Here is a 24,671-nt window from a genome sequence, read left to right as displayed (position 1 = left end):
CGCGGCGGCGGATGGGCTGCTTCGCAGCCGCTTCCCGCCTCGCCGTCGCAGCACCGTCGACGCGGCTACAGACAGAGGTCAGGGGTCGCGGTTCCTCGGGCGACGAAAAATTGTGTGGGCCGCACGCGACGAACTCGCCCGGGAACCTGCGTCAGGCCGCGTTGTCGCGGCGCCCGGCCAGGAACCGGAGCGGGTGGGCGATGTCGGCGGCGGTGAAAGTGACAGCGATCGCGGGCACCGGGAACCCGGCCGCGGTGGCGCTGTCGCGGGCGGCGTGTGGGACAGCGTGGGGGCCGGATCGGGCGCGGCTGCGGTCGCTGTCACTTTCGCGGGGGGCGCGGCGCTGCGAGAATCGGCGCAGTGGCTTCGCGCAAAGGACCGATGTGGGTTTCAGCCCTGCAGCGGCGCAGTGGCCTCGGCGACGGAGGCGAAGGTGCGGCCCGGTACAGCCGAACGGAGATGGAAGCGGCGAAGGCAAAGTCTTGCCTTGCCATCGCAGCCGCCGAGGCGCTCGTCCTCCGCGGCGAGCACTTCTCGAAGAGGAAGCGCTCGCGGGCTCAACTTACCGCCGTAGCCGCGGAGGAGCTCGTCCTCCGCGGCGAGCGCTTCTCGCGGAAGCGCTCGCGGGCTCAGCTCACCCTCGCATCCGCGGAAGAGCTCGTCTCCCGCGGCGAGTCTTCTTTTGCGAGTGACGGGCGCTCGGGGGCTCAGGCGACCTGGCGCAGCGCGTCGAGCGTCGGGGACACGAGCTCGCGCAGGCCCTCGCGCCACAGCGCGGCGCGCAGCGGCGCGTCGACGACCCCGTGCGCGTGCAGCTCGGGCGCGCCGGGCTCGCGCTCGAGCGCCTCGATCGTGGCCTCGGCGCCGGCGATCGCGGCGGCGAACACCGCCTCCGCGCGTGCGCGCTGGTCCGCGCTCGCGCGCGCGAGGGCCCACTGGACGACGCGCCAGCCGAGCTCGGCGTGGCGCTGCTCGTCGGCGGCGATCTGCTCGAGGATCCGGCGCACGGCGGGATCTTCGGCGCGCAGGGCGGCCTCGCGGGCTTCGAGCGCCGACAGCGTCTCGCCGACGCAGGCCTCGCGGATGACCGCGGCGACCACCGCGTCGAGGTCGAGCGCGCCGAGCGGATCGGCGGCGGTCAGCGGGCCGGGGCCGACGCCTGTCCCTTCGTACAGGCTGGCCAGCGCGAAGCACAGGCGCGCGTGCTCGATCTCGTCGGCGAGGGCCTGCTGCGCGTCCTTGACCAGGTCGGCCGGCGCGCCGACGGCCAGCAGCTGCAGGATGAAGCGCGCGAACGAGGCCACCGAGGCGTGCTCGCACAGGCCGATCTGCTGCCAGTACGCGGCCAGGCGCGCGCGCATCGGCGGCAGCGCGACGGGGACGCGGACGAGGGCCCGCCAGTCGTCGCGCGCGCACGCGGGCGCGGTGACGGCCTGCTCCTCGACGAGGAAGGGCCGGCCGCAGGCCGCGTTGGCGCAGGCCCACGACTGGACGCTGTCCTCGAACACGCACGGCGGGCTGGGGCAGTCGCTGTCGCCGGAGCAGGCGTCCTCGGGGGTGGTGCAGTGCGAGGAGAACAGGCCGGGCTCGCAGATGTCGGCCGCGAAGCCGCAGATCTCGCCGGGGCAGTCGGCGTCGGTGATGCAGGTGGCGGGGATGCACTCGGTATAGAGGCCGAGGCCGTCGCCGGCGCAGCGGCACACCTCGCCCGAGGCGCAGTCGCCGTCGGTCTGGCAGCCGTACACGCAGCCGCAGGTGTCGCCGGGCGCGAGGATGCCGCCGAACACCATGTTGAGCTGGCACGAGCCGAACGGCTTCTCGGTGCAGTCGGCGTCGACGAGGCACTCGCTGTCGGGCGAGGCGTCGGCGGGGCAGCTGGTCGGAGTGAGCGGCGACAGGCACTCGCGCGGCTCGGGGCGGTGGACGAGGCCGTCGTCGCACTTCACGAAGCCCGAGGGCGTCGGCGGCTCGACGAAGGCCTGCATGAGCTCGGTGACGGTGCCCTCGCAGACGGCGGGCGGGACAGTGCCGGTGGTCGAGGTCGGAGCCTCGGTGGTGGCGGCCGTCGTGACGGTCTGGCCGCCGGTCTCGGTGCCGGTGCCAGGATCGGTGGTGGTGCCGGTGGTGGGGCTCGTCGTGCCGGTGCCGGTGGTGGCCGGGTCGGTGGTGGCGCCGGTCTCGGACAGCGAGGAGGAGTCGGTCTCGGTCTCGTTCTTGCCGGGGCCGCAGGCGACGAGCAGGCCGAGTGCGGCGAAGAGGGAGGCGCGGACGGGGTCTAAGGAGGTTCGGATAAGCGTCATGGCGGGAAAGGTGACGCAAGAGCGCGGTGCGGGTCAAGCCGCGCGGTTGCCAGCGGCTGCATCGGTTCGTACCGTCGTCGGGTGACGGACAGCGCTGCGCCGGCCGGCCGCTTCGGCTGGATCTCGCCCGACTCCGGGCCGGTGGTCGCACGGCTGTTCCACGCGCTGCTCGGGCTGGTGTTCGTGATCGCGTTCGCCTCGCTGCGGGCGCAGGTGGAGCCACTGTTCGGCGCCGAGGGTCTGTCGCCGCTGGCCGAGGCGGTCGCGCGGGCGCGCCCGGGCGGGTGGGCTGCGACGCCGACGCTGTTCTGGTGGGAGTCGGGCGACGCGGCGCTGCGCGGGGCCGCGACTGCGGGGATGATCCCGGGGGCGCTGGCGCTCGTCGGCGTGTGGCCGCGCGTGTGGCTGGCGATCGCCACGCTGCTCTACCTCAGCTTCGTCAGCGTCGGCGCGCCGTTCCTCCAGTTCCAGTGGGACAGCCTGCTGGTCGAGTGCGGGGTGCTGGCGCTGCTGCTGCCGCGCGACCGGCCGCAGAAGACCGCGCACCTGCTGCTGCTGTTCGCGGCGTTCAAGCTGTACTTCGAGTCAGGTCTGGCCAAATGGGGCTCGCCGATCGGCGACTGGATCGACGGCAGCGCGATGTCCTATTATTACGAGACTGCGCCGCTGCCGGCGCCGCTCGCATGGTTCGCGCACAACCTGCCCGGTTGGTGGCACGCGCTCGAGAGCCGGGCCACTCTGGTCGCCGAGCTGGTGGCGCCGCTGCTGCTGTTCTGCGGGCGTCGCGGGCGGCTGGTCGCGCTGGTGGTGCTGACGGGGTTCCAGCTGCTCAACCTGGCGACCGCGAACTACGCGTTCTTCGTCTGGCTGGCGCTGGGGCTGCACCTTTTCATGCTGCGCGACGCCGATCTTCTGAAGATGTACGCGCGGCTGCCGGGGCGCGCGGTGTGGGGGCGGGTGTTGCTGCCGCGCGAGGACGTGTCGGCGCCGGCGTGGCCGCGGCTGCGCGCAGGGCTGGTGGGTGCGTTTGGGGTCGTGTACGTGACGCTGTCGCTGGCGACTGCGCGGGTCGAGCTCGGCGCCGGCGCGGGGCGGTGGACGGCGGCGCTGCAGCGGTACGCGGAGCCGTGGCACGTGTTCAACGCGTATCACCTGTTCGCGCAGATCACCCGCGTGCGCGTCGAGCCGGAGTTCGCCGGGTTCGAGGCGGGGGCGTGGCGGACGTACGACATGCGCTACAAGCCGGGGCCGCTCGATCGGGCGCCGCCGATCGTGGCGCCGCACCAGCCGCGGCTCGACTTCATGCTGTGGTTCTACGGGCTGCGAGCCCGGCGAGCGCCGCCCGGGTATGTGCGTCGGCTGCTGACGCAGCTGTGCGAGCAGCCGGAGCGGGCGCAGGGGTTCTTCGTGACGCCGCTGCTGGCCCGGCCGTCGCACGTGCGGGTGCAGTTCTGGCGCTACAGGTTCACCCGGCCGGGGGAGGCCGGCTGGTGGCGGCGCGAGGCGGTGGCGCCCGAGCTGGTCGTGGCCTGTTCGAAGGGACAGGTGCTGCGGTGAGCGAGCGGGGGGGCGCTCGAGCAGGTGAGAACATGCTCGAAGGGATTGTGGTGAGACAGCGAGGGTCCGCAGGGGTGATGTGGGAGGGGCGACGGCGGACGAGCGGGTGATGAGTGGTCGAAGGTCTGGGTCGAGCGGGTGGAGGTGGGTGCGAAAATCAGATGTCTGAAAGGTCAGGTGACGAGGTGGGCCCGCGAGCGGGGCGCGGTGACGCGAGGCTCGCCGGCGCGCCGCTGGTTCGGGCTTGACTTCGCCGGGAGGTGCTCGTAACTTCCTCGCCGTTCCGCGGCTGCTGCTCGGAATTCTCTGGGCCCTGGTGCACGGCTGTCCGTCGCGCCAGGGTGGATAGGACCTGTGCGTCACGACACGGCCCGAGGGTCAGGTCGCACAGGCACGAAGCGCGCGCCACCGAATCGGCGCGTCGCAATGCTCGCGCGTGGGCCGACGCGCGCGCAGGAGCCCAGTGTCATGCAGCCAAAGAACTTGCAACGGGTCTTCGCCGCGCTCGCGCGCGAGGGCCTCCATGTCGAGCGCGACGGTCGTGTCTACCGTGTGCGGCTCAAAGACGTCGCCGATGCCCCCGCGGGCGAGGTGCTCCTCCCCGACGACTTCCCGGTCGAGGCCAAGGCGCTGCGCCAGCTCGCCGGGCTCGCCGCGCTGCGCCACCCGGCCGGCGGCGGCGTGACGACGGTGCGAGCGTCGCCCGACTTCCACCCCGGCGACGCCGGAGTGGCGATCGGCTCGATCGTCGAGACCGAGGGGATCGTCGTCCCCGCGGCCGTCGGCACCGACATCAACTGCGGCATGCGCATGCACGTGGTCGACCTGTCGGCCGAGCAGCTGCTGGCCAAGCGCGATGTGTTGGTCGAGCGGCTCAAGGGCGACTACTTCTTCTCGACGCGCGACCTGCCGATGACTGCGGAGGCGATGCAGGGGCTGTTCCGCGAGGGGCTGGTCGGGTGGCTGTCGGCGGTGCGCCGGCGACCGCTCGGGCAGCTGGCGCGCGCGGACCTCGATCAGCTCGAGCAGGAGATCGATCGCGTCCACCTCGGCGGTGCGCTCGACGGGGACCCGCGCTGGGCCCCTGAAGACATCGTGCCGGCGGAAGGGGTGGTGCGCGACGGCGGGCTGGCGACGATCGGCGGCGGCAACCACTTCGTCGAGATCCAGGTGGTCGAGGAGGTCGTCGATCGGGCTCGCGCGCGGCAGTGGGACGTCCGCGCGGGGCAGGTGGCGATCATGATCCACTCGGGCTCGCGCGGGGTCGGCAAGCACGTCGGCGCGATGTGGCGCGACCGGGCGCGCAGCATGTGGCCCAAGGGCCAGAAGTTCCCGCCGGAGGGGCTGTTCTCGCTGTCGCTGGCGGATCAGCCCGAGGCCGTCGCCGGCTACATGCAGGCGGAGGCGACGGCGGCGAACTACGGGTTCCTCAACCGCTTGCTGCTCGCCGAGCTGCTGCGGCAGCGCCTGCGCGAGCTGTTCGGCGAGGTCGCTGCGCCGCTCGTGTACGACCTTCCGCACAACATCACGCTCCCCGTGGAGGGTCCGGCGCGGCGCTGGATCACCCGCAAGGGCGCGTGCCCGGCCGGGGTCGAGCAGCCGGTGATCATCCCCGGGTCGATGGGCGCGGCGTCGTATCTGCTGGTCGGGCGCGGCTCGCCGCACCTGCTCGGCTCGGCGTCGCACGGGGCCGGACGGGCCACCTCGCGCTTCGAGATGGGCCGGCGCGGCCGCGAGACCGAGGACCTCGGCCTCGCCGGCGTCGACTGCATCACGCTCCGCGAGGAGCGGCGGATCGAGGAGGCGCCCGCGGCCTACAAGCCGATCGGCCCGGTGATCGCCTGCCAGGTCGAGGCTGGGCTGTGCGACGTGGTCGCCCGCATGCGGCCGCTCATGACCTTCAAGGCGTGAGCGGCCGCGGCGGGCGCCGCGGTGTGGTGATTCGGCCCGCGAATCACATCGGGATGAAGCAATTGATCGAGGTGTCGATGCGGAAGTTGCTGCCCGCCTCGCAGCGCTCGGCGTGGAAGGCGTCGAGGCTGTAGGTCTCGCCGACGGTGAGGCCGAGCAAGTCGAGCTCGATCGTGCCCATGGCCGGCGGGTGGAGGCCGCCGATGTCCATCGCCAGCTTGCCGTCGATGAAGATCCACACGTCGTCGTCGCCGCTGAAGCTGAAGGTCTGGCCGGCCTCGTAGACGAAGTTGGTGTGGATCTCCGTGGTGAACGAGCCGTTGTGGTTCGGGTAGGTCTCGCCGGCCCAGTTCTCGGTGACGTTGTTGCCGAAGCCTTGACCGGTGAGCGGGAAGAACTCCTCGCTCTCGAAGCTCCAGATGCCTTGCTGGATCTCCGTCAGCTCCAGCTCGCCAGCGATCTCCACGTTGATGCCGTCTTTGGTGTTGTACCAGTCGCTGAACGACGCGGCCGAGGTGATCTGCGGGTTCGAGCCGCCGTACCCCGGCAGGGTCGGGCCCGGCTGCGGGTTGTAGACCGGCTTGCCGTCGCCGCCCAGCATCGGCTGCACGAGGGTCGGCCGCACGCCGTTGCCCCACATGTGACAGCCGAAGTCGGAGTGCAGCGGCTTCATGTCGCGGTAGATGACCGGCAGGTTGCCACACTCGAGCGGCGGCTCGCCGGTGGTGCTCGTCGTAGTGGTGTCGGTGGTGGTGTCGGTGGTGGTGTCGGTAGTCGCGTCGGTGGTCTCGCCGGCGGTCGTGGTCTCGCCCTCGGTGGTCTCGCCGGCGGTCGTGGTGGTCTCGCCCTCGGTGGTCGTGCTCGAGGTGACCGGCGTCGACGTGGCGGTCGCGGTGTCGGTGTCCGTCGCGCTCGGGTCGGTGGTGCTGGTCGGCGCCGTGGTGGTGGTCGTCGTCGACTCGGTGCCGCTCGCGGTGCCGCTGTCGGTGCCGTCGGTCTCGGAGCCGGTGCCGGCGGTCGGATTGTCGGTGGTGGCGGTGCCGTCCGTCGACGCGGTCGATTCGGTGCCGGCGTCGGAGTCGGTGCCGTTGCCCTGCGGCGCCGAGGTGCCACACGCGACCGAGAAGCTCATCACCATCAGGAGGGTCGAGGGGCCCCCACGAGAAGGAATGCTAGACATCGTGCGAATGTAGCGGATCTGCGCACGACCGCAAGCCGCCGTGCTCGTGCCCACGTCGGGGAACGTCACGCGAGGGGCGATCGCGAAAGTCGCGGCGTGATTGTCTCTTCACGCGGCCGCTCACGCCAAGGGTGAGCGGCCGCGGCGGTGGCATCATTCGCCGCGGGGCCGGCGATCACATCGGAATGAAGCAGGCGATCGAGGTGTCGATGCGGAAGTTGCTGCCGCTGTCGCAGCGCTCCGCGTGGAAGGCGTCGAGCGAGTAGCTGTTGCCGGCCACGAGGCCGAGGGTGTCGAGGTTGATGGTGCCGTTGACGGGGCCGTGGAGGCCGCCGAGGTCCATCGCCAACTTGCCGTCGATGAAGACCCACACGTCGTCGTCGCCGCTGAAGCTGAAGACCTGGCCAGCCTCGTAGATGAAGTTGGTGTGGATCTCGGTGGTGAACGAGCCGTTGCGGTCGGGGAAGGTCTGGTTCGCCCAGTTCGGGGTGACGTTGTTGCCGAAGCCCTGGCCGGTGAGCGGGTAGAACGAGTTGCTCTGGAAGCTCCAGATGCCCATTTGAATCTCGGTCAACTCGAGCTCGCCTTCGATCTCGAAGTTGATGTCGGCCTTGGTGTGGTACCAGTCGTCGAACGAGGCGGCGGAGGTGATCTGCGGGTTCGTGCCGCTGTAGTTGGGCGGCGGGCCCGGGGGGTTCGGGTTGTAGACCGGGGTCTGGTCGCCGCCGAGGTTCTGCATCACGAGGCCCGGGCGGGCCATGTTGCCGTTCATGTGACAGCCGAAGTCGGTGTGCAGCGGCTTGAAGTCGCGGTAGATGACCTTGAGGTTGCCACATTCGAGCGGCGGCTCGCCGGTGGTCGTGGTGGTCGTGTCGTCGGTGGTCTCGCCGACTGTCTCGCCGGTGGTCGTGGTCTCGCCGGTGGTCGTGGTCGTGGTCTCGTCCAGCGTGGTCTCGCCGGTGGTCTCGCTCGTGGTCGAGGTCACCGGGGTCGTCGTCGCGGTGCTGGTGTCCGAGGTCTCGCTGACCGTGGAGTCGGTGGTGGTCGTGGTCGGCGACGTGGTGGTCGGCGAAGACTCGGAGCCGCTGTCGGTGCCGCCGCCCTCGGTGCTCTGCGTGGCCGAGCCCGAGGCGGTGCTGTCGGTGGTGACGCCGGTGCCCTCGGTGACGGCGGTGAGGCCGGTGCCCGAGTCCGAGTCCGACTCGGTGCCGGTGCCCTGGTTCGCCGGGCTGCCACACGCGACGGTAAACGTCATCGCCACCAGGAGCGTCGACACGCCCCCGCGAGATTGAATGCTAGACATTGCGCGAGGGTACCGGATCGCCGCAGGCAGGCAAGAGCCGGTTTCGCGCGCGCGCGCCGGGGCAGGCCCGAGGGGCGGCGAGGTGCGACGCGAGCGCCGAGTCGATCGATTGACAGCTCACAATGAAAGCGAAGACAGGCGCCGGATTTTATGCCGATGCGCGCAGTCGCGCGGCGACGGCCGTCGATGTCGTCCGATTCGCGACCGATGTATGACAACGGTGCGATACGCGGCTCGCGTCATCCACTGACTGCCGTCCGCTTCCGGCGCGCACCGCGGGCCGCGAAGGCGCAAGCGCAGGCGAGTGGATCGCAGTCCAGACCGGCGCAGACGCCTGCACGTGGCGGCGATGGATGGAGTGATTCGCCGGCGAGCGGGGCGCCGCGGATGGGGCCGGGACGCGATTGGTGAGAGTGCCCGCGCTGAGGATTCGAGGGGTGGCGAGGCATTGGTGGCACCGGGTGTTTGCAAACAGGTGCTTGCCCGGCCGAGGTCATTTCGGCGTCATGAATGGCTGCCCGCTCGCCGGCGGCGTAGACACAGGGACAGGACGCCGAGCCACAGGAGGCCGTCCGCGCGAGGATTCGACGTGTTGCACGCGCAACCTCCCGCGTCCTTCTCCTGCGCCACGGTGATCGTGAGTGGATCCGAGAATACCGCGGCGGAGAGGTAACTCGCGCCCGCTGTGAGCTCGTGCTCGCCCGGCGTGAGCTCCACCTCGAAGATGGCCTCGTTCGGGCTCGTACAGGGAGAGCACTTATCGACGAGCTCGCCGTCGACCCAGAGTTCGACAGTGTTGGCGGGCGCGTCGCCAGTATCGTCGGTGTCGCCATAGAAGACGTCGCCGTAGGTGACCTCGACGTTGAACTTCAGCGGGACGACGTCGCCGTCCTGAGGCGTGACGATGACGACCGGCGTGGAGGCGGCTCGCACCGCTGTCGGGCCGAGGAAGCCGGCGAACACGAGCGCGAGCGGGACGGTGCCGAGGATTCGCATTCGAGCGAGTATACGCGGACTGCGTCCAGCGGGGCGCCGAAGTTCGCGCGGCTCGTCTCAGGAGAGGAAAGAGCCGGCGGAGCCGTCCTTGGCGGGTTTCGGGCGGTGTCGGCCTTGCGCCCGATTCGACCCAGGTCGTCATGTTTGCGCCAGCCCTGGGGCGGTCAGAGGATGCAGCCGATGCGGGGCGCTGTCGATCGCGCCCTCGTCCATGCGGCATGATGTCATCATCCTGATTGCCGCCGTGGCTCGTGGCGGAAACTTTCGTCACCTGAACCCTGCTCCCGAAAGCTGGCTCGATGCTCAGGAGATCCTGCGCCACCTTCATCGTCCTCGCGCTCGCCTGCCGGGGTGAGCCGCCGCCTCGCGAGCCCGGCGCGGACGTCCCGGCGAAGCCGCCGCCAGCCGACAGCGGTACGGAGGGCGCTCCGAGGTCGAGTCCCTCCCTCTGCCCGCTGATGCCTCCGCGCACCGAGCCTGTCGGCGTCGCGGGCGAGTACCGCCGCCGTCGAGACGGCGTGACGGGTACGGAGATCTGGGAGCATCGCGCGGCGGGAGCTCGGCCGACCGGCTCGGCGCTGATCGATCGGGTCGACGCCGAGCAGCGAGATCGTCTGAGCGCGGTCAAAGGCGTCAATGGTCACGGGATCGCCATGTGCTGCGATCCAGGGCGCCAGGTCGGCTATTCGTGCCTGTTGGTGACGGCCGAACCAGCCGAGCTCGATGCGGAACAGCTGGCGCGCGCGCTCGCGGCCGTGTTCGAGCGGGCGGACGATCTTGATTACGAGGTCATCGTGTTCCCCGAAGGGCTGGCACACTGAGGCGCGAGATCCTCGACCAGATTGACAGGGTTTCTGGGCCCGGATGCTCGTACGGTGAGTCAGAGGACGCAGCCGATGCGCTTCATTGGCCCTCGCAGCGCTCCAGCGGAGGGTTCATCGGAGAGGGAAATGAGGGTGGCGCGTGCGGTGCCCTGGTGAGGCGTGGTAAATTCGCCCTGTGCTACGGAGCAATCTCCCGGGGAAGAGCTCGCTCATGCGGTGCGGTCACGCGATCGCGGGGTTCGTAGGCGCGCTGCTGCTCCACGGGGGCACGGGCTGCTCGGAGTGGGGGTGCGGTGACCTGGCATGCGCGCCGGGGTATGTCGTGGATTTCATCGCAGATTCGGCGTGGGCGCAGGGGGACTATCGATTTCGCGTCGAGCTCGACGATTACGTGGTGACCTGCGAGGGCAGCTTGCCGCTCGATCCGTCGTGTGAAACGGTCTCCATAAGCTGTGAGGATCCGCGAGAGCTCGTCTTCTTCGGTGAAGACGGATGCGCGCTGAGTCCCGAGAAACAGTCCTTCGCCGGGTTTTGGGTGAACTCGACCGATATCTCGCAGGTCGCGGTGAAGGTGTGGCACGCGGAGGAATTGCTCGTCGATGTCGTCCTGGCGCCGAAATTCGCGGTGGAGCGGCCGAACGGCGAGGGGTGCGCGCCCGCATGCACGATGGCGTCTGACGAGATCGTGTTTTGAGGCGGCTGTCGGTCGTCACTGCTCGACGCAATAGAGGCGCAGCTTTTGTGAGCAGTCGACGGCGGGGCAGCCTTCGGTCCAGCCGAGGTTGGTCGCGTGGACGAGGCCGGCGACCGCGATGCCGCTGCCGAGCAGCCAGCCGCTGCATGGTTCGCCGGGGAAGGGGCTGCCGGTGGCGCGGGTGTGGGTCCAGGCGAGGTCGGCGGGCTCGCTGCAGGCGAGGCCGCCGGTGAGCGCGACGCCGTCGGCGGTGTGATCGATGGCGTGGGCGAGGTCCCCGTCGACGAGGTCGAGCCAGTCGTCGGCGACGGGCGTCAGCGAGCCGGGCAGGACGTAGGGCGCGTCGTGGCGCGCGAAGTCGGCGGCCGGCGGCGCGCCGGGGAAGCTCAGCCAGGCGCGGTAGGTGCCCGGCAGCTTGGCGTCCTTGGCCGATTTCTGACAGCGGTCGTCGGTGGCTGCCACGGTGCCGAGCGCGCCGGAGAAGGTCTCGGCGGTGACGAACACGAAGTAGGCGTCGCGCTCGCAGGTGGCCGAGCAGCCGTCGCCTTCGGCCTGGTTGCCGTCGTCGCAGGCCTCGCCGGCGACGAGCAGGCCGTCGCCGCACATCTCGAGCTGGCAGTCGGGCGTGCAGCCGTCGCCGAAGACGAGGTTGCCGTCGTCGCACGTCTCGGTCAGCGCGAGCAGGCCGTCGCCGCAGACGTTAAGCAGGCAATTGTCGGTGCAGCCGTCTTCGGTGACCTGGCACTCCTCGCCGGGCTCGGGGTCGGTGTTGGCGACGCAGCTGGCGAGGGCGCAGGTGGCGTCGCACGGCGGATCGGCGTCGGCGGGTTCGCAGGCCTCGCCGGGGCCGACGAAGCCGTCGCCGCAGGCCGCGAGGTTGCAGGCGGTGGTGCAGGCGGCGGTGTCGCCGTTGTGCGGGCCGTGGTCGCAGATCTCGCCGTCCTGCAAGACGCCGTCGCCGCAGCCCGTCTCGCGGCAGGTGTGGGCGCACGCGTCGCTGTCGTCGCGGTTGCCGTCGTCGCACTGCTCGTCGCTCTGGTTGACGATGCCGTCGCCGCAGCGCACGAAGGTGCAGTCGGGCAGGCAGTCGTCGCCGCCGTCGCAGACCTCGGTCGGGGCGAGGAAGCCGTCGCCGCAGGCCGCGACGGTGCAGTCGGTCTTGCAGATCGCCCAGTCGCCGTTGAGCGGGCCGGCGTCGCACTGCTCGCCCGCCTGCAGCAGGCCGTCACCGCACACCGACGCGGCGCCGGTGGTCACCTCGCTGGTGGTCGTGGTGGTCGGATCGCCGTCGCCGGTCTGGCCGGGCGGCGGGCCGTCGCCGGGGCCGAGGTCGGAGAAGCAGCCGGCGAGCGCCAGCGCGGCCAGGAGCGGAATAGCGTATGTCCGAAAGAACATGTGCTTTCGGACATGGCGAAGAGGACCGGCGGCGAGGCGCTGGCTCGCCGCGGCCTGACGGGGGCCGCCGGTCACGACGGCTGCTCGAAGCAGTAGATGCGGGCCGACAGGTTGCAGTCGACTTCGCCGCAGCCCTCGGTCCAGGCGAAGTCGTCCTTCTTGACGCTGCCGGCGAGCGCGGACATCCCCATGTCGCCGCTGGCCCACTTGGAGCAGTGGTTGCCGAAGCCGTTGTCGGCCTTGATGCCGGTCCAGACGACGTGGTTGCCGTCGCAGTCCGAGCCGCCGGTCAGCTCCTGGTTGTTGTCGGTGACGTCGATGCCGGTGAAGATGTCGGCGTCGACCAGGTCGGTCCAGCTGTCGGCGATCTTGGCGGTGGTGGTGTTGCGGAGGGTGTAGTAGGGGACCGAGCTCTTGTGGAAGTTGTTGCCGGGGCCGACGGTGCCGTCGCCCAGCCAGGCCTTCCACTTGTGGCCCTTGATCTTGAGCCAGCCCATGTCGCTGGCGGCGAGGTCGGCGCAGCGGGCGTCGGCGGCGGCGATCGAGTCGAAGTTGTTGCTGCCGGGGATGAACAGCTGCGAGCTGACGAACACGAGGAAGCCGCTGCGGGTGCAGTCGGCCTTGCACGTGCCCTTGGTGGGGTCGCTGTTGTTGTGGCTGCCGTGGTCGCACTCTTCCTGGGAGTCGGCGTGCAGCCAGCCGTCGCCGCAGGAGGCGGGCTCGCAGTTATCGAGGCAGTCGTCGGTCTGGTCGTCGTTGCCGTCGTCGCAGTCCTCGACGCCCATGTGGACGAAGCCGTCGCCGCAGGTGTTGCTCTTGCAGGTGTCGAGGCAGCCGTCGGTCTGGACGTCGTTGCCGTCATCGCAGTCCTCGCCGTCCTGGACGATGTTGTCGCCGCACACCGGGTTCTTGCAGGCGTTGGTGCACTCGTCGTCGTCGACCTGGTTGCCGTCGTCGCACTGCTCGACGCCCATGTGCGGCTTGCCGTCGCCGCAGGTGTTGTTCTTGCACGCGAGGGTGCAGGCGGCGTTGTCGGCGTTCTGGGTCACGCCGTTGTCGCAGTCCTCGCCGGTCTGGACGATGCTGTCGCCGCACATCGCGTTCTTGCAGGCGTTGCTGCAGTCGTCGTCGTTGACCTGGTTGCCGTCGTCGCAGTCCTCGCCGGGCGACTTGATGCCGTCGCCGCAGCCGGGCGGGCCGCAGCTGTTGGGGCAGTCGTCGTCGTCGACCTGGTTGCCGTCGTCGCAGTGCTCGTTGCCGTCCCACACCAGGCCGTCGCCGCACACGGCCATCTTGCAGCCGTCGACGCAGGCGTCGGTGTCGAGGTCGTTGCCGTCGTCGCACTGCTCGACCCCGACGTGGGTGAAGCTGTCGCCGCAGCCGGCGTTCTTGCAGGTGCTGAGGCAGGCGTCGGTCTCGTCGGCGTTGCCGTCGTCGCACTCCTCACCGGCGTCCATCATGCCGTTGCCGCACGAGGCGAGCTGGCAGTTGACGCAGCCGTCGACCGCACCCTCGCAGTCCTCGCCGGCGCCGACGTAGTTGTCGCCGCACACGTTGTAGGCGCAGCTCGGGGTGCACACGCCGTTGCCGTTCGGCCCCTGGTCGCACTCCTCGCCGGCGTCCTGCTGATAGTTGCCGCACAGGTCGCCGGGGCCGGTCGTGGTCGTCGGCTCGCTGGTGACGTCGCCGGTGGTCGTGGACGTCGTCGTGCCGGTGGTCTCGGTGCCCGCCTGGGTCGTCGGGGGCTGCTCGCCGAAGCCGGTGCCGTCGAAAGTGCAGCCGGCCAGCGCGATGCAGGAGAACAGCAGGGCCGCGGCGTTGCGGGTGATCATCGGAAGGCGCTCCTAAGCGAAGGCGCCCGGGTCGGGCGCGCAGAATTGCCGACACGATACGAGAGCGGGCGGGTGCGCGTCCACTCGGTCGCGTGTCCTCATCGGTGCGGCTGCGGGTCGCCGGCGTAGGTCATCAGGCCGCCCGGCGCGCGGGCGATCCGGCGCGCGCCCCACAGGAGGACCAATCCCCCGAGCAGCACCGGGATCGCGGTGGTGGCGATCGCAAGGTTGAGGCCCGCGGCCTCCGCCGCGCGCACGGCGGCCTCGGTCGGCTCCTGACCGGCGAGGTAGGCCGTCTTGGCCCGGTCGCTCACGTAGCCGATCAAGGTGCGCGACAACGCGTCGCCGAACGCGTGAATGCAGAAGATGTTGACGGCGAAGGCGGTGCCCCGCAGCCACGCCGGGACGCAGCCGACCAGCGCCGCGTTGAGCGGGCCGGTGTTGAGGAACAGCAGCAGCTCGGCGAAGAAGGCGACCACGAACAGCGCGACGAGCTGGTCCATGCGGGTGAGCAGGACGATCAGCGGGGCGCTCAGGACCAGGCCCACGCCGCTCAGCCAGAAGTAGCCGCCGGCGGAACGGGCCTGCAGACGGTCGCCGAGGCTGCCGCCGAGGAGGGTGCCGCACAGGCCGGCCAGGACGGTGACCGCGCCGAACACGGGGCCCGCGCTGGCGGTGCTCATGCCGTGGACCCGCTCGAGGTAGGTCGGCATCCACAGCGAGAGGCCGCCGACGGTGAAGGTCATCATCGCCAGGCCGACGGTGTTGATGCCCCACGCGGGGGTGCGGACGATCCGCCCCAGCGCGGTGAAGAAGGTGCTCTCGGTCCGCGCGCTCGCCGGGTCGAGCCGGCCGCGCTCGGGCTCGACGATCCGCGCGGCCAGTGCGGCGAACAACAGCCCCGGCAGGCCGCCGACCAAAAACACCGCGCGCCAGCCGAAGTGCTCGCCGATGAGCCCCCCGAGGATGAAGCCCAGCGCCGAACCGACCGGGGTGGCGACGTAGAACAGCGCGAGCTTGCGGCTGCGCTCGTCGGGACCGTAGAGGTCGGCGATGATCGAGGGGGCGGTGGTGGCGTAGGCGGCCTCGCCGATGCCGAGCAGCGCGCGGCACACGAGGAGCTCCTCGTAGGTGCGCGCGAAGGCGGCGGCGAGGGTGGCGAGGCTCCACAGCATGACCCCGCCGGCGATGATGTTCTTGCGCTTGAAGCGGTCGCCGAGGTACCCGAGCGGCGCGGCGATCGTGTAGGTGATGACGAACAGGCTGCCGAGCAGGCCGCCCGCGGTGTCGCTCAGGGTGAACTCGAGCTTGATCTGCTCGAGCACGGAGCTGAGCAGCATCTGGTCGATGTAGTTGAGGAAGTTGATGACCGTGAGGACGGTCAGGATCGCCGCGGCCCGGCCGCGCCAGCTCGTGCTCGCGTCGCTCATGCGTCCCCCAGCGCGGACCGCAGCTCGGCCACCCGCGCGGCGTGCTCGCGGTCGGTCAGCACCGGCTCGACGTCGCCCGCCACGACCTCGGCGAGGTCGACCCACGAGTGACAGCCGGCGTACTCGGCCCGATCGGCGATGTCGATGACCTGTCCCGTGCGATAGGTCCGAAGGAACAGGACCCAAAGGCCATGTTTACGGTAAGCGAAGCGGTCGGCGACGCACTGCGGGGCGAGGCCGTGGGCGTCGCCGAGGCGATCGAGGCGCGCGAGCTCGTGGACCTCGACTGCGGCGTCGACCTCGGCCCACAGAGAGAGGTGCAGGCGGCCGGCGGGCGGGGCGTCGGCGAGGACCTGCGGCAGGCGGGCGCGCGCGGCCGGGGCGAGGTCGCGGTCGCGCCCGGGCTCGCGGGCGTGGAACCAGGTGGGGAGCAGCCAGAAGCCGCGGTGCTCGGGGGTGAAGGTGGGAGCCTGCCCGGCCGCGCGGGGCTCGCGGATCCCGCCCTTGCGCACGAGCACGCTCTGCTCGCCGGCGCCGAGGCCCGCGCACAGGACTGCCCACTCCTTGAGGGCGACGGGGGATGTGACCCGCATGGGCCCTCAGGCTACCATGGGGCGGTGTTCCAGCGCCGACGTCGAGCCGCGCTGATGGTCGTCGCGCTCGGGCTCGCGGGCTGCGCCCACGGCCCTGGGCGCGGGCAGGACGGGGCGCTGCGCTGGCGCTACCGCGTCGAGGTGCCGGCGGCGCTCGACCGTCTGCGCGTCGAGGTCTGCTTCCCCGACAAGGCGCCGCGGCGGCTCAAGATCGACGAGGACGACGCGGCGGCGGTGGCGGCGGTGACGGAGGTGTCGGCCGACAAGGGCTCGGCGCGGCTCGACCGCGAGGCGGCGACGATCGTGCTCGGACCGCTGCCGCCGGGCGCGTGCGTCCGCTACTCGGTGGCGACCGAAGCGCTGCTCGAGGGCTCGGGTTCGCGCCTGTCCGCGCGCGCGGGCGAGGTCGTGTCGATCGATCCACGGCTGGTGCTGTGGCGCCCGGCGACGCTCTACTTCGAAGCCGACGTGGCGCTCGAGCTGGCGCTGGCCGACGGCGTGATCGCGTCGGTGCCGTGGCCCGCGACCGGCGAGAACAAGTTCCACTTGCCGGTGACCGCGCTGATGTGGGCGTCGCAGGCGGTGTTCGGCGGCCTGACGACGCAGACGGTCGAGGCGGCGGGCGCGACGTTCTCGGTGGCGATCGTCGACCAGCCGCGCAAGCTCAGCGCGGCCGGCGTGGAGAAGTGGATCGCGACGGCGGCGGAGACTGTGGCGACGCTCTACGGGCGCTTCCCCGTCGAGCGCATGCAGGTGGTGGTGCTGCCGTTCCCGGGCGGCGGCGGGCCGGTGTACTTCGGCATGGCGCTGCGCGGCGGCGGGCCTTCGGTGCAGCTGCTGGTGTCGAGCGAGGCGGCGGACCACGCGTTCCCCGGCGAGTGGGTGGCGATCCACGAGTTCCTCCACCACGGGATGCCGTTCGTGCAGCAGGCCGACGCGTGGCTGTCGGAGGGCTTCGTCACGTACTACACGGAGATCTTGCCGACCCGCCGCGGCTTCCGCAGCGAGTCGGCCGGCTGGCAAGCGCTGCTCGACGGGTTCGGCCGCGGACGCAAGGGCGGCACCGGCCAGCCGCTCGCGCAGGAGAGCCGCGAGATGCACGAGACGCACAGTTATCAGCGCGTCTACTGGTCCGGCGCGGCGCTCGCCTTGCTCGCCGACGTCGGCCTCAGAGGCGGCGGCGGCGAGAGATCGCTCGACGCCGCCATGCGCCACTTGCTGCGCTGCTGCGCCAACACGCCGCGAGTGTGGACGGCCGAGGCGGCGCTGCGCGAGCTCGACGCCTGGGCCGGCAGCCCCGTGTTCACCGAGCTGGCGACGTCGTGGCTGCCGCGCGCCGAGTTCCCCGAGCTGGACGCGGTCTATAGGAGGCTCGGCCTCGATGTGATAAACGGGGAGGTGAAGATCCGCCAATCCGCCCCCGCTGCCGCTGTCCGTCGGGCCATCTTCGCCAGACCTACCGGTCGCTCCGCAGGCCCCTGAGCGGAACCGACGCGCGCGTCCGCGGGCGCCCAGACCCCCACGAGCAAGAAAGAAGCACCCTGTCATGAACGTCAAGCACATCGCCGCCACCCTCGCCATCCTCGGCTCGGCCTCGTTCGCCGTCACCGGCTGCAAGAAGAACGCGGAGGGCACCGAGGTCCCCGCGGAGGGCGAGAAGAAGGCCGACGGCAGCTGCGGCGCGAACAAGGACGGCAGCTGCGGCGCGAACAAGGACGGCAGCTGCAGCGCGAAGAAGGAAGGCGAGGGCGACGCCGCCGCCGAGCCCCCGGCCGAGGGCACCCCGCCGGCCGCCCACTGAGCCACGGCCCGCTCGACCGGCCCGGATTCGGCCCCGCCTGCGCGGCGCCGGGCCCGGGCCGGGCGCTTGTTCGGCGCCCTGCTATACTGTTTCTTCGGACATGTCTTTTCGAGCAGGCATCGCCGCGCGCGCCGCGGTCCCCACCGGCGTCGGCCTCGGCCTGCGTAGCACGTTCCTCGCCGAGGTCGATCGCGGCGCCGCCGACGGTCGCGTGCCGTTCTGGGAGATCTCGCCCGACAACTACGTGGCCCGCGGGGGCAGCCGCCCGGTCCGCCTGGCTCGCGTCGCCGAGCGCTTCCCGATCCTGTCGCACGGGCTGTCGCTGTCGCTCGGCGGGCTCGACCCGCTCGACGGTGAGTTCCTGCAGGGGTTGCGCGGCTTCCTCGACGCGAGCCTGCCGGCGCCGTGGCACTCCGACCACCTGTGCTTCTCGGCCCACGACGGCAAGATGCTGCACGACCTGCTGCCGCTGCCGTGGACGACCGCGTCGGCGAAGCGCGTGGCGGCCCGCGTGCGCGAGGTGTCCGAGCGGCTGGGGCGGCCGATGCTGGTCGAGAACATCAGCTACTACCTGCCGCTCGGATCGACGCCGCTCGACGAGGCCGCGTTCGTGGTCGAGGTGCTCGAGCGAGCCGACTGCGGATTGCTGCTCGACGTCAACAACGTGTTCGTCAACGCGACCAACCATGGCTTCGACGCGCTCGAATGGCTGGCGAAGATTCCGCTCGATCGCGTGGTCCAGCTGCACATCGCCGGCCACGAGTTCTGGGACGACGAGCGCCAGGATCTGATCATCGACACCCACGGCGCGCCGGTCCGCAGCGAGGTCGACGCGCTGCTGGCGTGGGTGGTCGAAAGGACAGGTGCGCTGCCGGTGCTGCTCGAGCGCGACGAGAACATCCCGCCGCTGGCAGAGCTGCTGGCCGAGCGCGACCGCGTCGACTCGGTGTACCAGGCGGCGCTGGCCCGCCACGCGGCCGCGCAGGGAGGTGCCGCATGAGCGAGGAGGCGCTGATCCGGGCGTTCGCCGCCAGCGTGATCGAGCTCGACGCGCCGGCCGCGGTGAAGGCCGATGTCCGCGAGTTCTTCGCCCGCCACGGGGTGCCGCCGGAGGTGGTGGCCGGCTTGCCGGAAGCGGCCGCCGAACGCCTGGCGATCTACCGGACCATGGTCCACAGCCGCCTGCGCGCGGCAGTCGCCGAGTTCTTGCCGAAGACGGCCGCGCGACTCGGCCGACCGCGGCTGCGCCAGCAGATCGAGCGGTTCGTGGCGGAGGCGGCGCCGAAGGCCCCGTACTTCTGGCGGCTGACCGGCGAATTTTTAAATTGGGCCGGGCCGCGCTGGACCGAGGACGCGACGCTGCCGGACTACTTGCTGGACCTGGCGCGGCACGAGTGGTCGGATGCCGAGGTCGGCAACGACCCCGCCGGCGGTGAGGCCGCGAGCGGCAAGCCGCTGGCGCTCGACCAGCCGGTGCAGTTCGACGGCACTGTCCGGCTCCACCGCTACGCCTGGGCGGTCCACCGGGCCACCGAAACAGAGGCGCCCGAGGCCGAGGCGACCGCGCTGCTGCTCTACCGCGACCGCAAGGACCACCAGGTCAAGGTGCTGGAGCTGACGCCCCGGGCGGCCGCGGTCACGACCCGCTTGCTGGCAAGGGAGCCGCTGCAGGCCGCCCTGATGGAGGCGTGCGCCGAGCTCGGCACGCCGCTGGACGACGAGTTCCTGGCGGCGATGGCCGGCTACTTCGCCGACCTCGCCGAGCGCGGTGCGCTGCTCGGCGCGGCCTGAGCTGTTCACGCCACGAGGCTGCCCTTGAACAGCCCGTGCTCGGCGACGTACCGCACGATGCGGACCTCGACCTCGTCCCCGACGCGGTACCGCGCCCGCAGATCGATCGGCTCGAGCGAGACGTCGGGGATAAGGACGAGGATCGCGATGTCCTCGTGCCGCAGATAGAGGCCGTAGTGCTCCACCCGCGTCACGCGAGCGAGCACCCGCTCGCCGATGAGGTCGGCGCGGGCTACGCTCAGAGAAGTGTCTTCAGACATGTCGAATCAGACATGTCGTACGGGACATGCCCTTAAAAACATGTCCCTAGCGCCAGGCTCATGCCGGCGCGCCGTTGAAGATCCAGCGGAACAGGATCTGCACCTTCTCGGCGTCGAGCGGCGCCTTGCCCTTCGGCATCTGCTCGCCCGTGGTCTGCGTGGTGCGGGTCAGCTTTTTGAACAAATAGCTCTGGCCGGGCAGGTCGGGGATGACCCGCTTGGTCTGGGCGTCCTGGGTCGCGGGGGCGAGCAGGGCGGCGTGGACGTCGGGCGCGGCGAGGTCGAAGGCCAGGCCGGCGGGGGGCATCGCGCCCTTGTGGCAGCCGCAGTTGGTGGACAGGACGTTGAGCGCGTCGGTGAAGGCGGCCGCGGCGACCGCCTGGTTGTTGAGGACCGAGACGGTCAGCGGAGCGCTGACTACGCCCTCGACCTCGGCGGTCACTTCGGAGCTGCCGGGGTTGAGGCCGAGGAGGGTGCCCTTGGCGTCGACGTAGAGCACGGTCTCGTCGCTCGACAGCCACTTGACCGTCGCGCCCATCACCGGGTCGCCGTTCTGGTCGAGGACCGTGACGTCGAGGTCCACGGTCTCGCCGATCTCCACGTTCACCGGGCCCTGCTCGTCGATCGTCACCGAGCCGGCGCCGGGATCCTCGCCGCCGCCGCAGTCGAACGCGCCGGCCTCGGGCGCGCCCGCGTCGATCCACGTCTCGATCAGCGTGACCTGGTCGGGCGTCAGCATGCCGCCCTCGGGCATCTGCAGGCCGACCGGCGGCGCGGGCTTAATTTTGGTGACCAGCCAGCTGCCGGCGGAGTTGCCCGGGTCGACGTAGGGGGTGCCCGGCTGGCCCATGCTGTCGACGCCGACCAGCGCCGCGAACGACTGGCCGGCGTTCAGCGCCAGCCCCTTCGGCGGCATGTTGCTCTGGTGGCAGCCGCAGCTGGCGTCGAAGATCGGCTGGATCGAGGTGGGGTAGTCGCAGTCCGCCGGCGGGGGTTCTTCCGTGGTCGGATCGCTGCTCACCGTCGGGTCACTGCTGGGCCCGGCGCTCGGGTCGGGCCCAGTGGTGCTGCTGCTCGTCGACGAGGTCGTCGGGTCGGGCTGGTCGGTCGTGGCGTCGTTCGAGGTGCCGGTGGAGGTCAAACCGGTCGGGTTGCCGGTCGCTCCGGTGGTGTCGGTGTCATCCCCATCGGGGACCTCGTAGACGGTGCACGCGGTCAGCAGGACCAAGAAAAGACATCGTGTCGAGCGCATGCGCACATGCAACCGCATGCGCAGGCGTGAAGACAGTCCTCCCTCGCCGGGTGTAGGAGTGAAAAACGTCACGCAGAAGCAGGACGCGTGGGACCTGTCCTGAGAGTCAGCTCGTAATTCGCTCGTGCGGGGCGCCGAGGCGGCGGGCGATCGCCACCGCGACGCGGAGGCCGTCGAGCGCGGCGGAGACGATGCCGCCGGCGAATCCGGCCCCCTCGCCGCACGGGTAGAGCTGCGGTGTGCTCGGCGACTCGAGCGTCTCGCCGTCGCGGTCGACGCGGACGGGACAGCTGGTGCGGCTCTCGACACCCACGGCGATCGCGTCGTCGCCGAGGAAGCCGGGCATGCGCGCGCCGAGGGCCTGCAGCGCGCTTTGGAGCGGCGGCCCGAGCGGGCCGAGGAGGCGGTCGAGGCGGGCGGGCTGCAGGCCGCGGTGATAGCTGGTGGCCGGCAGGTCGCGCGAGGCGGCGCCGGCGACGAGGTCGGCCAGGCGCTGGGCCGGAGCGACGAAGGCGCCGCCGCCGGCGCGGTAGGCCTCGGCTTCGAAGCGGGCCTGGTACTCGACCCCGGCCAGCGGGTCGTCGGGCGACAGACCGGCGGCCGCGAGGTGCTGCGGCCCGACCTCGGTGACGAGCCCCGAGTTGGCGAACTTGCCGCGCCGGCTGTGCGGGCTCATGCCGTTGACGACCTGCATCCCGGGGTCGGTGGCCGCGGGCACGATGTAGCCGCCGGGGCACATGCAGAACGAGAAGGCCGCGCCCGCGGCGGTCTGCTCGACCAGGCGGTAGGAGGCCGCGCCGAGGGCCGGGTGGCCGGCCAGCGCGCCGTACTGCAGGTGGTTGATGAGCGCCTGCGGGTGCTCGATGCGGACCCCGAGCGCGAACGACTTGAACGACAGCTTGACCCCGGCCGCGCGCAGCCAGGCCTGGACGTCGCGGGCCGAGTGCCCGGGCGCGACCACGACCGCGCGGGCCGGCACGACCTCGCCGCCGCGCAGGCGCACGCCCGCGGCCGCGCCGTCGTGGACCACCAGCGCGTCGGCGCGGGCCTCGAAGCGGAACTCCACCCCGGCGCCGATCAGGTGCTCGCGCATCGCCGTGACCACCCGCGGCAGCCGGTTGGTGCCGATGTGCGGGCGCGCGTCGACGAGGATCTCCGCGGGCGCCCCGTAGCCGGCGAACGCCCGCAGCACCAGGTCGACGGGCCCGCGCTTGGTCGCCCGCGTGTAGAGCTTGCCGTCGGAGAAGGTGCCCGCGCCGCCCTCGCCGAAGCAGTAGTTGCTCTCGGGGTCGAGCTCGCCGCGCTGACTCAGGCCGGCGAGGTCGTGCCGGCGCGCCCGCACGTCGCGCCCGCGCTCGAGCACGACCGACCGCACCCCCGCGCGCGCCAGGCCCCAGGCGCAGAACATGCCCGCCGGGCCGGCGCCGACGATCACCACGGCTGGCTCCTGCGACATGTTCGGGAGGACATGTGGCAAGTAACATGGCTCTTCGGGCACGTCCTTGCCGACATAGACGATCAGCTCGACGTGGACGCGGACGCGGCCGCGGCGGGCGTCGATCGAGCGGTGGGCGACTGCGACGTGGCGGACGTCGGCCTCGCGCAGGCCGGCCGCGCGGGCGCCGGCGCGGCGCAGGGCGTCGGGGTCGAGGAGGGCGTCGGGGTGGAGGTCGACGCGCACCCGCTGAACGGCGGAAGACACGGCGCTCACTCCGCGGCGGGGGCGGTGACCGGGGTCGAGGTCCCCTGGACCCGCTTGACCACGGTGTCGGGGTTCGATCCGGGCAAGCCGGAGGCGAGGCCGCCGCCCTCGGGCGGGGCCTTGTAAGTGATCGGCAAGCCGTCGGCGACCGCCCGCGTGACCCCGTGCACGAGCGTGCCGATCGAGACCAGACCTTCGTAGTTGATCTTGTCGGCGTGGTCGCCCGGCCGGTGGTAGTCGGCGTGGGTGCCGGTGAAGAAGAACAGCACCGGCAGGTTCTTCTTGTAGAAGCTCGCGTGGTCGCTGCGGGTGGCGACGCTGGCCTCGTAGAGGACCGAGAGGCCGGAGTTGCCGATGCGGTCGAGCAGCGGCATCCAGGCGTCGGACGAGACGATGCCGCCGATCGCCAGGCCCTTCGGTCCGAGTCGGCCGATCATGTCGAGGTTGACCATGGCGACGACCTTGTCGAGCGCAAACGGCGGCTTGTCCGCCAGCGCCTTCGAGCCGAGCAGGCCCAGCTCCTCGCCGGCGAAGTGGGCGAACACCACGGTGCGCCGCGGCCGCTGCTCGGCGAAGTGCCGCGCCAGCTCGAGCAGCATGGCGGTGCCGCTGGCGTTGTCGTCGGCGCCGTTGCAGATGACGTCGACCGCGTCGCCCTTGCGGCTCTCGCCGCACTCGCCGCGGCCGACGGCGCCGATGTGATCGTAGTGGGCGCCGACGACGACGATCTCGTCGCGCAGGTCGCTGCCGGAGATCTTCGCCAGCACGTTGGGCACCTTCACCTGGACCGGCTCGACCACCGCCGACAGCTTCAGCGCGACCCCCGGGAGCTCGGCCGACTGCGGCACGAGCTTGGTGTCGATCGCCTGCTGCAGCGCGGAGATCTTCTGCTTGCCCTTGCCCACGCGCAGCAGCCGGTCGGCCGCCTTCCACTTGAGCTGGACGATCGGGAGCGCGAACGGCTCGCCGACCACGCCGTCCTCTCGCTGCAGCGGCGCGAACGCGTCCGCCTCGCGCTCCTCCGCGTCGAGGAAGCTCCGGGGACCCCTCACGGTGACCACCCCGACGGCGCCGGCCTTGGCCAGGCGCTCGACCTTGGTCCGCAGCGATCCCGCGCCCGGGCCGAACTGCGGGCCCTTGCGCTTGCCGGCCTCACGCATGAGCGGGCCGACGAGCGCCTGTAGATCGAACTCGACCGCGAGCGGGTCGGCCGGCAGCGGCCACATGTCCTTCAGGTCAGCCTCGGGCATGAACCGATGCAGCATGGCGATCACGCGCCCGCGGGTGCGCTCGTGCAGCGCGCGCAGGCCGGCCGCGTCGCCGCTCTGCTTGAGCGGGGCCGCGGCTGCCGCGAAATCGCCCGCTTCGCGCTGAAGCCTGCGAAAGAAGGTCATCGTGTCGGGCCGACCCGGAGCGTCGAGCAGCACGACCGCGATCTTCCCTTTGAGGTCGAGCCCGGCGAGGTCGTCGTAGGGCTTGGCCTCGGCCGGCTCGCCGTCGGCTGCGGGCGTCGACTCCGAGGCGGCCGCGTAGCCGACGAACACGGCGGGTCCCTGCACCTCGCCGCTCGCGGTCTGCGGCGAGATGGAGAACTCGCCACCAGCGATCTCGGTCGCCCGCTCGCCGCGGACGACCTGCAAGCTCACAGGCTGACTCGAGCGCACGCCGACGGAAATCGAAAAGTCGGCCAGGAACGAATCGCCCGCAACCGGCTCGAGGCCGAGCGCGCGGTGCCTCTGCGCCAAGTACTCCGCGGCCTGAGCGAGCTCGGGGCTCAGCGTGAAGCGGCCGCGCAACTCGTCGCGCGCGAGAGCAGCAATGTCCGCTTGCAGACGGGCGCGGTCGGGAGC

Annotated in this window: 20 protein-coding genes; 8 read left to right on the top strand and 12 right to left on the bottom strand. The window is 71.3% G+C overall.

The window, feature by feature from the left end:
- Positions 1 to 707 precede the first annotated feature (707 nt).
- Entirely contained in the window at positions 708 to 2,300 is a 1,593-nt protein-coding gene (locus tag OV090_RS20380; RefSeq protein ID WP_267705546.1) for a ferritin-like domain-containing protein, read from the bottom strand.
- A gap of 81 nt (positions 2,301 to 2,381) precedes the next feature.
- Between OV090_RS20380 and OV090_RS20375 the strand changes: the two genes are divergently transcribed.
- Positions 2,382 to 3,857, top strand: a complete 1,476-nt coding sequence (locus OV090_RS20375; RefSeq protein ID WP_267705545.1) for a lipase maturation factor family protein — start codon at positions 2,382 to 2,384, stop codon at positions 3,855 to 3,857.
- A 468-nt stretch (positions 3,858 to 4,325) separates the two neighbouring features.
- A complete protein-coding gene (locus OV090_RS20370; RefSeq protein WP_267705544.1) occupies positions 4,326 to 5,768 on the top strand; it encodes an RtcB family protein in 1,443 nt (480 codons plus the stop codon).
- A gap of 43 nt (positions 5,769 to 5,811) precedes the next feature.
- Here the strand turns inward: OV090_RS20370 and OV090_RS20365 are convergent, their stop codons facing one another.
- From OV090_RS20365 to OV090_RS20355, 3 genes are all read right to left on the bottom strand, one after another.
- The gene (locus tag OV090_RS20365) at positions 5,812 to 6,948 is read right to left on the bottom strand and encodes a fibro-slime domain-containing protein (protein WP_267705543.1); all 1,137 of its coding nucleotides are present in this window, start codon (positions 6,946 to 6,948) and stop codon (positions 5,812 to 5,814) included.
- Between the two features lie 175 nt (positions 6,949 to 7,123).
- Complete coding sequence (locus tag OV090_RS20360; RefSeq protein ID WP_267705541.1) at positions 7,124 to 8,203, bottom strand: fibro-slime domain-containing protein; 1,080 nt, start codon at positions 8,201 to 8,203, stop codon at positions 7,124 to 7,126.
- 552 nt (positions 8,204 to 8,755) lie between these two features.
- Positions 8,756 to 9,247: a hypothetical protein gene (locus OV090_RS20355; protein WP_267705539.1), complete on the bottom strand. Its 492-nt coding sequence runs from the start codon at positions 9,245 to 9,247 to the stop codon at positions 8,756 to 8,758.
- Between the two features lie 458 nt (positions 9,248 to 9,705).
- Here OV090_RS20355 and OV090_RS20350 point away from each other — a divergent pair, with 458 nt between their 5' ends.
- Positions 9,706 to 10,068 (top strand): hypothetical protein, encoded by a 363-nt coding sequence (locus tag OV090_RS20350; RefSeq protein ID WP_267705537.1) that lies wholly within the window; start codon positions 9,706 to 9,708, stop codon positions 10,066 to 10,068.
- Between the two features lie 325 nt (positions 10,069 to 10,393).
- Complete coding sequence (locus OV090_RS20345) at positions 10,394 to 10,765, top strand: hypothetical protein (RefSeq protein WP_267705535.1); 372 nt, start codon at positions 10,394 to 10,396, stop codon at positions 10,763 to 10,765.
- Positions 10,766 to 10,780: 15 nt separating this feature from the next.
- Here the strand turns inward: OV090_RS20345 and OV090_RS20340 are convergent, their stop codons facing one another.
- The 4 genes from OV090_RS20340 to OV090_RS20325 all read right to left on the bottom strand — a co-directional run bounded on the left by OV090_RS20340 (position 10,781) and on the right by OV090_RS20325 (position 16,015).
- A complete protein-coding gene (locus OV090_RS20340) occupies positions 10,781 to 12,160 on the bottom strand; it encodes a DUF4215 domain-containing protein (protein ID WP_267705533.1) in 1,380 nt (459 codons plus the stop codon).
- A 71-nt stretch (positions 12,161 to 12,231) separates the two neighbouring features.
- A complete protein-coding gene (locus tag OV090_RS20335) occupies positions 12,232 to 13,992 on the bottom strand; it encodes a DUF4215 domain-containing protein (protein WP_267705531.1) in 1,761 nt (586 codons plus the stop codon).
- Positions 13,993 to 14,090: 98 nt separating this feature from the next.
- Complete coding sequence (locus OV090_RS20330; protein ID WP_267705530.1) at positions 14,091 to 15,422, bottom strand: MFS transporter; 1,332 nt, start codon at positions 15,420 to 15,422, stop codon at positions 14,091 to 14,093.
- Positions 15,419 to 16,015, bottom strand: coding sequence for a DUF1802 family protein (locus OV090_RS20325; RefSeq protein WP_267705529.1), 597 nt, complete (start codon positions 16,013 to 16,015; stop codon positions 15,419 to 15,421). The genes OV090_RS20330 and OV090_RS20325 overlap by 4 nt, the downstream gene beginning before the upstream one ends.
- 24 nt (positions 16,016 to 16,039) lie before the next feature.
- Here OV090_RS20325 and OV090_RS20320 point away from each other — a divergent pair, with 24 nt between their 5' ends.
- The 4 genes from OV090_RS20320 (at position 16,040) to OV090_RS20305 (ending at position 19,607) form a co-directional block, all read left to right on the top strand.
- Positions 16,040 to 17,497: a hypothetical protein gene (locus OV090_RS20320; RefSeq protein ID WP_267705526.1), complete on the top strand. Its 1,458-nt coding sequence runs from the start codon at positions 16,040 to 16,042 to the stop codon at positions 17,495 to 17,497.
- Positions 17,498 to 17,561: 64 nt separating this feature from the next.
- Complete coding sequence (locus tag OV090_RS20315) at positions 17,562 to 17,816, top strand: hypothetical protein (RefSeq protein WP_267705524.1); 255 nt, start codon at positions 17,562 to 17,564, stop codon at positions 17,814 to 17,816.
- Positions 17,817 to 17,916: 100 nt separating this feature from the next.
- Positions 17,917 to 18,816 (top strand): DUF692 domain-containing protein, encoded by a 900-nt coding sequence (locus tag OV090_RS20310; RefSeq protein ID WP_267705522.1) that lies wholly within the window; start codon positions 17,917 to 17,919, stop codon positions 18,814 to 18,816.
- Positions 18,813 to 19,607 carry a putative DNA-binding domain-containing protein gene (locus tag OV090_RS20305; protein ID WP_267705520.1) on the top strand — a complete coding sequence of 265 codons (795 nt, stop codon included), beginning with the start codon at positions 18,813 to 18,815 and terminating at the stop codon, positions 19,605 to 19,607. The genes OV090_RS20310 and OV090_RS20305 overlap by 4 nt, the downstream gene beginning before the upstream one ends.
- A 5-nt stretch (positions 19,608 to 19,612) precedes the next feature.
- Here the strand turns inward: OV090_RS20305 and OV090_RS20300 are convergent, their stop codons facing one another.
- From OV090_RS20300 to OV090_RS20285, 4 genes are all read right to left on the bottom strand, one after another.
- Positions 19,613 to 19,867: a S1 RNA-binding domain-containing protein gene (locus OV090_RS20300; protein ID WP_267705518.1), complete on the bottom strand. Its 255-nt coding sequence runs from the start codon at positions 19,865 to 19,867 to the stop codon at positions 19,613 to 19,615.
- Positions 19,868 to 19,925: 58 nt separating this feature from the next.
- Positions 19,926 to 21,095, bottom strand: coding sequence for an Ig-like domain-containing protein (locus OV090_RS20295; protein ID WP_267705516.1), 1,170 nt, complete (start codon positions 21,093 to 21,095; stop codon positions 19,926 to 19,928).
- Positions 21,096 to 21,225: 130 nt separating this feature from the next.
- Complete coding sequence (locus tag OV090_RS20290; protein WP_267705515.1) at positions 21,226 to 22,821, bottom strand: FAD-dependent protein; 1,596 nt, start codon at positions 22,819 to 22,821, stop codon at positions 21,226 to 21,228.
- 5 nt (positions 22,822 to 22,826) lie between these two features.
- Positions 22,827 to 24,467 (bottom strand): M20/M25/M40 family metallo-hydrolase, encoded by a 1,641-nt coding sequence (locus OV090_RS20285; protein WP_267705514.1) that lies wholly within the window; start codon positions 24,465 to 24,467, stop codon positions 22,827 to 22,829.
- Positions 24,468 to 24,671: the final 204 nt, after the last annotated feature.

Origin of the sequence: Nannocystis sp. RBIL2, assembly GCF_026626745.1 — a bacterium.
Taxonomy (GTDB): Bacteria; Myxococcota_A; Polyangia; order Nannocystales; family Nannocystaceae; genus Nannocystis.
Note: the sequence above shows the minus strand (reverse complement) of the source record. Positions and strands in the feature narration are given on the sequence as shown.